The organism is Pseudomonas sp. G5(2012), from assembly GCF_000408945.1.
GTDB classification, from domain to species: domain Bacteria; phylum Pseudomonadota; class Gammaproteobacteria; order Pseudomonadales; family Pseudomonadaceae; genus Aquipseudomonas; species Aquipseudomonas umsongensis.
Map to the genome: position 1 here is coordinate 1 of NZ_APIO01000125.1, position 13,033 is coordinate 13,033.

Here is a 13,033-nt window from a genome sequence, read left to right on the forward strand (position 1 = left end):
CGAGATCGGCATGGGCGACAACATCTCCCTCGGCGATCGCGACGGTGTGCGCACGCCGATGCAGTGGTCGATCGACCGCAACGGCGGGTTTTCCCGCGCCGACCCGGCCAGCCTGGTGCTGCCGCCGATCATGGACCCGCAATATGGCTACCTGTCGGTCAATGTCGAAACCCAGGCCGGCGACCCGCATTCGCTGTTGAACTGGACCCGGCGCATGTTAACGGTGCGCAAGCAGTCCAAGGCGTTCGGGCGCGGCACCTTGAAAATGCTCTCGCCGACCAATCGCCGGGTGCTGGCCTATACCCGCGAATACACCGGGCCTGACGGCAAGCATGAAATCATCCTGTGCGTGGCCAACGTTTCGCGCAGCGCCCAGGCCGTGGAGCTGGACCTGTCGGCATACGTCGGCATGGTGCCTGTGGAGATGCTTGGCGGTAATGCGTTTCCACCCATCGGCCAATTGAGCTTCCTCCTGACCCTGGCGCCCTATGGGTTCTACTGGTTCGGCCTCGCCGCGGAGAACCAGATGCCGAGCTGGCATGTGGAACCGGCGCAAAGCCTACCGGACTTCACCACGCTGGTGCTGAAAAAGCGCATGGAAGAGTTGCTCGAAGCGCCTTCACGCACCACGCTGGAGCAGGGCATCCTGCCGAACTGGCTGCAGAACCGCCGCTGGTTCGCCGGCAAGGACGCGGCCATCGAGAAGGTCAATCTGGCCTACGGTGTGCGATTTGGCGATGCGCAGCACCCCGTGTTGTTGAGTGAAATCGAAGTCACCGGTGGCGGCCAGACCAGTCGCTACCAACTGCCGTTCGGCTTTATTGCCGAAGACCAGGTCGGCACGGCATTGCCCCAGCAACTGGCCTTGTCACGGGTGCGCCGTGGCCCGCAGGTTGGCCTGATCACTGATGCCTTCAGCCTGGAAAACTTTATTCGCGCGGTATTGCAGGGCATGCAGAACAGCACGGTGTTGCCTTCCGATGGCGGTGAAATCCGTTTTGAACCCACCGCCGAGCTCGCCAAACTGGGCCTGACGGCAGAGTCGGATGTGCGTTACCTGTCCGCCGAGCAATCCAACAGTTCGGTGGTGGTCGGCAACAGCCTGGTGTTGAAACTGATCCGCAAGGTTGCGTCGGGCGTGCACCCGGAACTGGAAATGAGCGCCTATCTGACCGCTGCCGGCTTCGGCAATATCTCGCCGTTGCTGGGCGCGGTAGTGCGTCGGGATGCGGCAGGCGAAGATAACCTGCTGATGATCGCCCAAGGCTACTTGAGTAATCAGGGCGATGCCTGGGAATGGACCCAGAACAATCTGGAGCGAGCGTTGCGCGACGAACTCGCGGACGCCATGTCCGAGCAGGAACAGCATTACAACGCACTTGGCGAGTTGAAGGATTTCGCCGCCATGCTCGGCCAGCGCCTGGGTGAAATGCACCAAGTGCTGGCGGCATCAAGTGAAAATCCTGACTTTGATCCGCAGATCACTACGCAAAAGGATGCGTCCGCGACGGGCAAGGATGTCGTGGCACAAATCGAGCATGCATTGAAATTGCTCAAGCAGCATCAACATGAACTGAACCCTGCGGACAAAACCCTGGTCAGCCGTTTACTGGAGCATAAAAAGGCCATTCTCAGCCATGTCCAGGAGTTGGCCAAAAAGACCGCGGGTGGACTGCGGATCCGTGTACATGGTGATTTGCACCTCGGCCAGGTGCTGGTGATCAAGGGTGACGCGTACCTGATCGACTTCGAAGGCGAACCGGCGCGGCCTTTGCGGGAGCGTCGGGGCAAGCACAGCCCGTACAAGGATGTCAGTGGTGTACTGCGCTCTTTCGACTATGCGGCGGCCATGACCATCAACGTGCATAACGTTGATAACACAGCCCATGCCCAGGACGCTCGCCGGCGGGTCGGTGATCGCTATTTGAGTGAGGCAAGGCAGGCATTTATCCACGCTTATCGGCTGGCGGCAGCTACGCTTGGCCATGCGTGGCAAGATCCGGATGGCGAAGATGCCGCCTTGGCATTGTTCGGCCTGGAGAAGGCGGCGTATGAAGTGGCCTACGAGGCGGAAAACCGCCCCGGCTGGCTGCCCGTGCCGTTGCACGGTTTATATGGATTATTGAGTGGGCTTAAACCCTTTTCCGATCTTGGTGGAGAGTAGTCATGAGTTTCTCGAACAAGGAACAGGGTCATCATCACAGTGAAGCGCTGCTACCCAGGGCGCGGGATATCGATGCGCTGGTGCGTGCCGAGCATCGCGATCCCTTTGCCATTCTCGGCCCCCACGGCGATGGTGCCGGCGGACAATTCATCCGCGCTTATCTACCGGGCGCCTTGAGCGTGCAGGTGGTGGGCAAGGAATCCGGGGAGGAGCTGGGCAACCTGGAAGCGACCCAGACCCCAGGGCTGTTCGTCGGGCATTTCCCGCGGGCACAGCCGTATCTGTTGCGAACCCGCTGGGCCGGTGGCGAACAAATATCCGAAGATCCCTACAGTTTTGGTCCATTGCTGGGTGACATGGATTTGTACCTGTTTGCCGAAGGCAATCACCGCGACTTGAGCAGCGCCCTGGGCGCCCAGTTGAAGACCGTGGACGGTGTCGATGGCGTGCGGTTCGCCGTATGGGCACCGAACGCCAGGCGGGTGTCGGTGGTAGGTGACTTCAACGTCTGGGACGGTCGTCGCCACCCCATGCGCCTGCGCCATCCCACCGGTGTCTGGGAACTGTTCATTCCACGCCTGCAAGCGGGGGAGGCCTACAAATACGAAATCCTCGGCAAGGACGGAATCCTGCCGCTCAAGGCAGACCCCATGGCGCTGGCCACCAGCCTGCCACCGGACACCGCCTCGAAAGTCGCCCCACCTTTACGGATCGACTGGCAGGATCAGGACTGGATGCAGTCGCGTGGCGAGCGCCAGCGCCCGACGGCGCCGTTGTCGATCTACGAATTGCACGCCGGTTCCTGGCAGTGCGAGCTGGACGACCTGGGTGAAGTGGCCCGTCAATACACCTGGCCGGAACTGGCCGAGCGGCTGATTCCGTATGTCAAGGAGCTGGGTTTTACCCACATTGAGCTGATGCCGATCATGGAACACCCGTTCGGCGGCTCCTGGGGCTATCAGTTGCTTTCGCAGTTTGCCACCAGCGCCCGCTACGGAACGGGCGACGAATTCGCTGCCTTCGTCAACGATTGTCACGTGGCGGGAATCGGCGTGATCCTCGACTGGGTGCCGGCGCATTTCCCCACCGACACCCATGGCCTGGCCCAGTTCGACGGCACTGCGCTGTACGAATACGGTAATCCTCAGGAAGGCTTTCACCAGGACTGGGACACCCTGATCTACAACCTGGGCCGCACCGAAGTGCACGGCTACATGCTGGCGTCGGCGCTGCACTGGCTCAAGCATTTCCACGTCGATGGCCTGCGGGTCGATGCAGTGGCGTCGATGCTGTACCGCGATTACTCGCGCAAGGCCGGCGAGTGGGTGCCCAACCGCCATGGCGGTCGCGAGAACCTGGAGGCCATCGACTTCCTGCGTCACCTCAATGACGTCGTGGCAGTGGAAGCTCCCGGGGCGCTGGTGATCGCCGAAGAGTCCACGGCCTGGCCCGGCGTCAGCCAGAGCACACAGCAGGGTGGCCTGGGTTTCGCCTATAAGTGGAACATGGGCTGGATGCACGATTCGCTGCACTACATTCAGCAAGACCCGGTGTACCGCGCCCATCACCACAACGAACTCAGTTTCGGCCTGGTGTACGCCTGGTCCGAGCGATTCATCCTGCCGATTTCCCACGATGAAGTGGTGCACGGCAAGCACTCGCTGATCGACAAGATGCCCGGCGACCGCTGGCAGAAATTCGCCAACCTGCGAGCCTACCTGAGTTTCATGTGGACCCACCCGGGCAAGAAACTGTTGTTCATGGGTTGCGAGTTCGGCCAATGGCGCGAGTGGAACCACGACCAGCAGCTCGATTGGTACCTGTTGCAGTACTCCGAGCACAAAGGCGTGCAGAAGCTGGTGAGTGACCTCAATCGGCTGTATCGCGAGGAGCCGGCGCTGCATGAGCAGGACGACGTGCCCCAAGGCTTCCAGTGGCTGATCGGCGACGACGCGATCAACAGTGTCTACGCCTGGATGCGCTGGAGCAAGGACGGCCAGCCGATCCTGGTGGTTGCCAACTTCACGCCGGTGCCACGCGAGGGTTATCGGGTGGGCGTGCCGTTTGCCGGGCAGTGGAGCGAGATGTTCAACAGCGATTCGTCGATCTATGCCGGGTCCAACTATGGCAACAGTGGCGGGGTGACCGCCGAGCAAACGCCGAGCCATGGCCAGGCCCTGTCGCTGGCGCTGAACCTGCCGCCGCTGGCGGTGTTGATGTTGCGGCCGGCGGGGTAAGTCAGGCAGCCTGCGCTATCTCCGAATCGCTCTCCAGAGCGGGCTCGCCTCTACAGGGTATTGATCACGACATCAATCCACTCTGGAGGCGGGCCCGCCTGGATGTCGCCCATCAAAAATCCAGCCTCAGCCCGATTGTCGTCTTGCGACCATTCAACTCATTACTGTCAAGCTGGGTGTCGTAGCCTGCTTCGCCATACAGGCTCAAGGCGTCCGACACTTGCAGCGTCATGCCCATGCTCAGGTTCAGTGTCGTGGATTTCTGCTGGGTGTCGATCGCTGTGGTGTCATTGAATGTCACCCGGTCGGTGCCGGACAAGGTATGCCAGACATGGGTGCGCACGTAGGGCTGCAGGGGCATATGGGCAACCTGATAAGTGCCGCGCAGTCGGGCACCGAAACGGGCTGTCAGGCTATTATCGGCATCGAAGGTGACATCGGAGATGCCGTCGTTCTGGCTATCCAGGGCGCGTTGCTGGTGGATAAGTTGTACCTGCGGCTCCAGGACCCAGTCGCCGGAAACCTTTAGCGGGTAACCGGCCTCAAGCGAGAACGTAACGGCATGCCCATGGGTGTTGAGCTTGATCCCGCGGTTGGATTCGCTGTTGATATCCACACCCGTCCACATCAGTACAGTGTCGACGTACCAGCCGTAGGGGTCGATGAGCGTCCAGTACAGGCCCACGCTATCGCCACGCAGTGTGCTTGTACCGGCGTCCCGATGTTCGATTGCGCGATTGAATCCATCGATATCGCCTTGCGATTGGCTGTGACCGACGAAGATACCCAACTTTTGCGTCTGTCCATCGTCGCGGGTCCATCCATACAAATCACTGCCGACCTGGTAACCCGATATCGAGCCGTCCAGACGTGGGCTGACCGTGCCGGCAAAACCTTGGCGACTGTCACTGGCATACATCCGGCCCCAGCCTGCCGGGAAGGCGCCGGCCTGATGCTGTTGGCTTTGGTCGCCTTGGCGTTCATGGAAAGTACCCAGTGCATTGAGCAGCATCTGATTGATGGCAGGTAACAGCGCCGAATACACCGGGACTTCAGGGCGATAGGTCGGGATCGGCGGCTTGCCTGGTTCGATTTCCGGTAACTCCGGTCGAATCGGCGGAAGCTCGTCTTCGGGGCTATCGATAATACCTGGCAGGGGCACGGGTGGATGTTCCGGCTCTGGCAATGGTACAGGCGGATTTTCCGGCTCGGGCAGAGGCACGTGTGGATCTTCCGGCCCCGGCAGGGGCACAGGCGGGTTTTCGGGCTCGGGCAGGGGCACCGGTGGATGTTCCGGCCCCGGCAAGGGCACAGGTGGATGTTCCGGTTCGGGCAGAGGAGGTGCTACCACGGCGGAGCGCAAGTACCAGTTCTGCGCAGTGCCCGGGATGACCCCTCCCTTGTACAGGTAATACTCAAAGGCACCTGCGGAGATGGGCCCGGGGTAAGTGAATGCCCGGTCACTGCCTGTGGCGCCCTTGAGTGCTTCCACCACCAGGATGCCGTTTTCCCGGGTCAAGTCTCCGGGGCCGGCGAGGTTGGTGATGTGCAGTGCGGTGGAACCTTGTAAAGTGCCTCGCTCCACAACCAGTTTGTCGCTGGCGGCGTTATCACCCGCCAACACGCTGTGCAGCCGCAGTTCGCCCTTGTCGCCAATGTAGTTGCCCTCGACGGTAAGTCGATTGTCTGCACGGGCGTTGCCACTGGTCATGTCGATCAGCCCTTTGTTGTTCAAAGTGGCGAGCTGGCCAGAGTCATAAGGAGTGATGCTGCCCTGTTCGACCAGCAACACACTGCTGCCATGAATGTTGAGCGTGCCGGTGCCTGATACGCTGTCACCGAGGACGAAATTGCCGTCCAGGTTAAACCGCGAACCATTGTCCATGTTCACGGTTTCCCAGTGGGGATAGCGTGTGGGGCTCGCCGATTGGCTGTTGTCGAACGTCAGGGTGTCGCTGCCCAGGCCACCATCGATACTGGGAGTCGATGCCAGGCTGGTTTCCGTGTGATTGAGCAGTAGTGATTGATCGTCGCCGCCATTCAACAGCACTGCCGAGTGAATGTGCCCATGGGTGTCCCAGGTGAACAGGTCGTTGCCGCTGCCGGCACGGACCTGGCCATGGATCTCGCCGCCGCTGACCGTGATGAAGTTTGCACCGCCACTGACCATGATATTACCGCCGACGGTGCCGCCCTTGATGATGACGTTGTTGTTGTCGGTGCCGGCATCCAGATCACCGAGGATCCGACCGCCAAGCATTTCAAAGGTGTTGGCGTCCTGATTCATCGCGACCGCGCCAATCTGTCCTCCACTCATGAGTGCATGCTCGCCGTTTTCTAAAAGTCCGGTGATGACGCCGGTGCTCATGGTGAAGGTGTCATCGCCTGGCCCCTGGTTCACGGATATGAGGGTGCCACCGCTGATCGCCAATCGGTCGTTGCCGGCCCCCTGGTCGATAAGAGCTGCCGTACCGGCGCTGACCTGTGCGATGTCGGCACCGTCGCCCTGGCGGACCGTGCCACCAATGGTCCCATTGAAGAGTTGAAAGATGTTTGCGCCATCGCCCATGTCCACCGGGCCGAGGATGGCACCGGAGTTCATTGTCAGCAGATCATGGCCAGCGCCGAAAATAACAGGGCCATTGATGTTGCCGTTTCCGCTCTCGGGGAAAACCAGGCTGTTATTGCCGCTTGTGTCGGTGAGCCCTGGGCTGCTTCCGCTGCTGCAGGTGAAGCTGTCATCGGCGTTGGTGGGCACGAGCGTGCAGTCAGCATGGGAGGCCAGGGGCCAGAAAAACAGGGTAAAAATCGACAGGGCAATAGTGCCCGGGAGCCTGAAGGCTGAAAACGGATTGCTCATGATCCATCCTCGCAAGACGTGCTGCTCCCGCTCCTGCGGGGCAGGCCATGGCAACGTCAAGAGCGATACGGATCAGGAACTGCAGGTTTCCTGCGCGAAGTCATCGGGCAATGCAACCGGTCGGCATGGTTTTTACGACTGCGCATTACAAGGCACAGTGTTTTCCCACGGTACCAACAGGTTGTTTGAGGCGCTACTGTCAGAAATAACAGGTGACGAACTATTGGGGCTGGCGAACCTCCGGTTCAGGCGTCATGGGGTAGCCGGCATTGCGGTGTGTCGGACACACCGCATCGTTGCCTTCACCAGCAAATTGGCTATCACCAGTGCGCGCAGCTGCTCACCAACGCATCCGCACGCCCAGGCTGCCGATCAAGCCATTCAAGTCATTGTCATCCACATCGCTGCTGTAGTCGGCGCTGACGTACAGGCTCACGGTCGGCGTCATTCTGGCCACCAGGCCCAAGCCCAGTTCGACCGTCGAGGAGTTTCGGCTGCTGCTGATCTTGTCGACCTGGTCGAGGGTTACGGTATTGCCGGTGTACACCGTGTGCCACAAGTTGGTTCGAACATAGGGTTCGACGGGCAGGCCGTTGATGTCGTAGCTACCTTTCAACTTGGCACCGACCCGGCCGCTCCAGGAGGAGAGGTCGCTGGAGGATGCATTCCCTGAACCCGCATAGGGCGTGTCCAGGGTGATTCGCTGGTTGATCAATTGCGCTTGGGGTTCCACCACCCAGTTCTCACTGATGCCAATCGGGAATCCGCCTTCGACCGAGAGGGTCACTGCGCTGCCTTCGGTGGCTTGCCTCGCGCCTTGTTCATTGCGACTGAAACCGTTGACCCGACCACCACTGGCCGACAGATCGACGTGCCAGCCTTGTGGGCCGGTCAGGCTCCAGTAGGCGCCGAGGCTCTGTCCCTGCAGGTTGAGGGTGTCGGTGTGCGGGTCCGATTGTGCGCGATTGGTCAGCAAGCCGTTGCCGGTGCCGTGGAACTCGGCGGTGCCGCCGATCAGGCCGACCCGTTGGGTATGGCCACTGTTGCTTTGCAAGGTCAGGATCGCCGGGCTTTTCAGTTCGCCGGAGCCGGCAATGGAAAACCCCTGGGCCATGGCGTCGGTTTGCGCCTGGCGTGAAGCCTGGCCATACAGTTGATCCCAGGCTCCGGGTGCAGCCGCTTCGACGGTCAGGCTCGAGCTTCGCGTATCGGCAATCGGGCTGAAGCGGCCGGGATAGGACGTTGTTGGTGCAGACAAGGTAAGCGACGGGACGTCCTGGCGGTACCAGGGCGTGGTTTCTTCCTCTGTGGGGGAAGCCTGCACTTCCATGGAAGAACATAACAGCAGTGTACTGGAGACGGTGCAAACACTAATCCGGATCTCTTGAGGGGTGAATGAAGTTTTCATGGAGGTCTACCTTGCAATCGCATGCGGTATCTCGCTGTGGCGTCTCTCCTACCCCGAGTGAGGGGCGACCGAAAGAATTAGGGCAAGCCGACTCCCGTCCGTTTTTACGGGTAGTCATCGGATTGATCCTGGTGGTGGTTCCGGGGTAGTAACGTGAAGTCAAGAGGACCCCTGGCATTGCGTCAAGAAAATGGCCGATAAGTGGTAGAGGTATTTTAGATCATATAAGTGACTGATTTACGACGCATGCTTAAGTGCTTGTTTATTGGTTGAAACGTCAAAAAACTCTCGAGCTAGAGCCTTTGCTCAGTCTTACCAGCTCATCCTGATTCCCAGGTTACCGCTCATTCCCCGCAAAGGATTGCTGTCGATATTGCTGCTGTAATCTGCATTGGCGTACACGCTGACAGCGGGTGCAAGTGTCAGGATGGCACCCAAACCCAGATCCGCCGATGAGGAGCGTTGGCGGGTGTTGATTTCGGTGCTGTCGTCGAAAGTCACCGTGTCGGTTCCCGACATGGTGTGCCACAGGCTCACGCGCAGGTAGGGTTCCAGCGGCAGGCCGGCGACGTCGTAGCGCCCCTTGAGCCGGGCGCCGAAACGGCCGGTCCAGGCGGCGTCGGAATCGAACGACACCTTTGAAATGCCGTCATCCTGACGCTTCAGGTCAACCGTTTGATTGATGGCTTGCAGCTGGGGTTCGACCACCCAGTTGTCCGCCACGGCAACAGGGTAGCCGGCCTCGACGGAGAGGGTCATGGCGTGGCCGTCATTATCGATTTTCAGGCCGCGCTCGGAGTGACTGTCGCCGTTGAGCCAGGTGTACATCGCCACCGTATCGAGATACCAACCCTTGGGGTCGGTCAGGGTCCAGTAGAGCCCGAGGCTATCGCCTTGCAATTCGACCTTGCCGGCACGTTTGTCCTGGAAACCCTGGTTGAAACCGTCGACGTCACCCTTCAAGCGGCTATGGCCGACGAAGAAGCCGGTGCGCTGGGTTTGCCCACCGGAAGTTTGCGAGCCGAACAGGTCGTTGCCCACCTGAAATCCGTTCAGCGAGCCGTCGAGTCGTGGCGTGACGGTGCCGGCCCAGGTCTGCTCGATGTTTTTGCCATAGACCCGGCCCCAGCCCGCGCCAAAGGCGCCGGTTTCTTTCAGCAGGCGTTGATCACCCTGTCGATCATGGAAGGTGCCGAGTGCCGTCAGGGCCAACTGCGCGACCGCCGGAGGCAACACTGACCAGACCGGGACTTCCTGGCGGTACAGGGGAATGGGCGCCGCACCGGCAACGGGCGTCGGCAAGGGTGGTGTGCCGACAGCCGCCACCGGTAACGGCACCAGAGGCACCAGGACGGGCGGCACGGTTGGATCGGGATTGGGCGTCGGATCTGGATCGGGTACTGCCGCTGCAACCAACGGCGGCGCAACAACGGACGAACGCAGGTACCAGCTGTTTGCGCTGCCGGCAGTGACGCCCCCCTTGAACAGATGATAATCAAACGCGCCGACCGACAACGGGGCTTTGAGCCTAAAGGCGCCACTGTCGCTGATGGCCGTGCCTTGGGCCTGGACAACTTGAATACCGTTTTGCAAGGTGGCGGCGCCCGTGCCGCCAAGGTTGCTGACGGTAATGGACGTGGACCCAGCCAAGGTACCGTCGTTGACCACCAGTTTGTCACTGGGGGAGCTGTCATCGCCCAGTACGCTTTGCAGCCATAGCTGGCCGCCGTTGCCCGCATAGTTGCCCTGTACTGTCAGGGTGTCGCTGGTGCGACTGTTGCCACTGCCAAGGTCGATGATCCCGGCGTTGTTCAGCGTCGCCCGCTGGCCTGCGGAGAAGGGGGTGAGGCTACCCCTGGCCGAGGTCACGACACTGCTGCTGTCAATGTTGAATACGCCGCTACCGGTGGCGCTGTCACCCAGGACAAAGTTGCCGTCGAAGTCCAGTTGCGACTGATTGTTCAGGTTGACGGTCTCCCAGTTGATGTAGCGAGCGACGCCGCTGGTGGTGTTATCGAAAGTCAGCAGATCGCTGCCGTTGCCCCCATCCAGGGTCGGAGTCTGGGCCAGGCGGCTGGCACTGAGATTGCGCAGGGTTGCCCGGTCATCGCCATCTCCCATCAGGATCGCCGAACGGATGATGCCGCCGCCATCCCAGGTCAAGCTGTCATTGCCCGCGCTGGCCCGGATCTCCCCGACGATTTCGCCTCCAGTCACCGTAATGCTGTCATTGCCACCGCTGACACTGATGTTGCCGCCAATCCTGCCACCGGACACGATGATGGTGTCAGTCCCAAACCCGGTGACCAGATTGCCGAGGATCTCGCCACCAGACAGGTCGAACAGATTGTCATCGAGCTTCATATCGACCCGGCCGATGCTGCCACCTGTCATTTTGGCGGTGTCACCGTCTTCGAAGGCGCCAATGATCGTGCCTGCGCTCATCTGGAAAAAGTCGCGACTGTCGCCCTGGGCCAGCGACTGGATAGTCCCGCCACGTATGAGGGCGGTGTCGACGCCATTGCCCTGGTTCACCGCCCCGGTGATCTGGCCGGCGTCAATGCTGAAAGTATCGCTGCCGTCCCCCAGTTGGACGATCCCGCTAATGACGCCGGACTTCATGTCCAGGGTATCGTTGCCGGCGCCGAACGTCACATTGCCTGTGATCGTGCCGGTGCCATTGGCGGGGAAGGCCAGGTTGTTGTTTCCCGTCAAATCAGTCAGCGGCCCGTTGTTGCCGCTGTCGCACACGAAGTTGTCGTTGCCAGTGGAAGGGACCAAGGTACAAGCCGCCTGGCCGGGCAGGGACCAGCCCATGCACAGCCAGATCGAAATGGCACAGGCGCTGTAACGGTAGCTGGGCAGTGCTTTACAAAGGTCCATGCGCGTCTCCGCTCAAGATTCGACACCCGATGCCTTGCAGGAACGGCAAGGTAGGGGGTGTATCTGCAGCGCGAGTCGCGAGACATCATCAGGAAGGCATAAGACCCTTCAGGCAACGACGGCTACGGGGCATGTCCATCCGAGTCATTCGAACGGACGAGAGCACCGTAGCAAGTGTTTTTGGATGTATCTACTGTCATAAATGACAGTTAGAGATCAGTTTTACGTGTTACAGGTGCACTTCAACCGCCAATGGCAAATGATCCGACAGGTGTGTCCAGGGCTTGTGGCCGAGGATTTTCGGATCGTGGCTACTGGCGTTGCGCAGGTAGATCCGATCCAGGCGCAGCAGCGGGAAGCGTGCCGGGTAGGTTTTTGCCGGCCGGCCATGGTGGCGTTCGAACGCTTCGTGCAAGTAGTCGCGGCGCGAGAGAGCGGCGTTGCCCTGCAACTGCCAGTCGTTGAAGTCGCCGGCAATGATGACGGGGGCGTCATCGGGCAAGGATTCGAGCAACTGGCAGAGCAACTGCAACTGCAACTGTCGATGACTCTCCAGCAGGCTCAGGTGTACGCAGATAGCATGGACCTCGGCATGGCCCGGTACATCCAGCACGCAGTGCAACAGCCCCCGGCGCTCTGGGCCGGTAATGGAGACGTCAAGGTTGCGGTATTCACGGATCGGGTATTTGGACAGCAGTGCGTTGCCATGGTGACCGTCGGGGTAAACCGCATTTCGCCCGTAGGCGAAGTCGCTCCACATGCTGTCGGCCAGGAACTCGTACTGCGAGGTTTGTGGCCAATCGTTGTAGCGCGAAGAATGGCGCTCGTGTTCACCGACGACTTCTTGCAGGAACACCAGGTCCGCTGAGGTACTGCGTACCGCTTCACGTAATTCCGGGAGGATGAAACGCCGATTGAGGGCGGTAAAGCCTTTGTGGGTGTTGACGGTCAACACGCGCAGTCGATGGATAGCCTCGGGGCTGTTCAACGGCACTGATCCTGCTGCCAGCCGATTAGAGTCACTGCTCACTTTCACTCCTCTGAATCCGGGTTGCTTATGCATGCGACTGATAGGGGAGCGTGCAGTTCAGCGCGTTATGCCGTGATGCCAAAAAATCGTCCGAACGCAGCGGGAATCGCATCGCAGCGATGGCGGTCTGTTCGCCGACCTGATTATAGGTTTGTCCGCCATGCCATTGCGGGAGCCAGCCCGCTGGTGAAATACGTCCAGACAGCGCGTTCATCCAGACAGGGCGCGTTATCGTTGACCTCCATCGCCAGCAGGCTGGCTCCCCACAGGGGATTGGGGGTATCTGTAAAAGTCAGGTCGGCTTTAAGGCCGCCTCGCTTTGCTGTTGATCGCGGGCGCCCCGTTAACCACGATGGCCCATCGCGGCGACCCACGGAGCAATGCCGGAGAGAGGGCATGCCGAGCCCAAGCGAGGCACCGAGTGGTGGGGCAAAGCCTTTTGCTTCCTTTT

Annotated in this window: 6 protein-coding genes; 2 read left to right on the forward strand and 4 right to left on the reverse strand. The window is 60.4% G+C overall.

The genetic code is table 11. The annotated features are described in order from the left end of the window. Both PG5_RS28890 and glgB read left to right on the forward strand, forming a co-directional pair. Positions 1-2,164 (forward strand): putative maltokinase (locus PG5_RS28890; protein WP_042955829.1); only part of this gene is annotated, 2,164 nt, incomplete at its 5' end. 2 nt (positions 2,165-2,166) lie between these two features. Then, a complete protein-coding gene (gene glgB / locus PG5_RS28895) occupies positions 2,167-4,401 on the forward strand; it encodes a 1,4-alpha-glucan branching protein GlgB (protein WP_020800627.1) in 2,235 nt (744 codons plus the stop codon). Between the two features lie 112 nt (positions 4,402-4,513). Here the strand turns inward: glgB and PG5_RS28900 are convergent, their stop codons facing one another. From PG5_RS28900 to PG5_RS28915, 4 genes are all read right to left on the reverse strand, one after another. Next, positions 4,514-7,261 (reverse strand): autotransporter outer membrane beta-barrel domain-containing protein, encoded by a 2,748-nt coding sequence (locus tag PG5_RS28900; protein ID WP_020800628.1) that lies wholly within the window; start codon positions 7,259-7,261, stop codon positions 4,514-4,516. A 340-nt stretch (positions 7,262-7,601) separates the two neighbouring features. Then, on the reverse strand, positions 7,602-8,669 hold the full coding sequence (locus PG5_RS28905; RefSeq protein WP_033042701.1) for an autotransporter outer membrane beta-barrel domain-containing protein: 1,068 nt from the start codon (positions 8,667-8,669) through the stop codon (positions 7,602-7,604). 312 nt (positions 8,670-8,981) lie between these two features. Further along, positions 8,982-11,552, reverse strand: coding sequence for an autotransporter outer membrane beta-barrel domain-containing protein (locus PG5_RS28910; RefSeq protein WP_020800630.1), 2,571 nt, complete (start codon positions 11,550-11,552; stop codon positions 8,982-8,984). 229 nt (positions 11,553-11,781) lie between these two features. Next, positions 11,782-12,582 carry an endonuclease/exonuclease/phosphatase family protein gene (locus tag PG5_RS28915; RefSeq protein WP_020800631.1) on the reverse strand — a complete coding sequence of 267 codons (801 nt, stop codon included), beginning with the start codon at positions 12,580-12,582 and terminating at the stop codon, positions 11,782-11,784. Positions 12,583-13,033 lie beyond the last annotated feature (451 nt).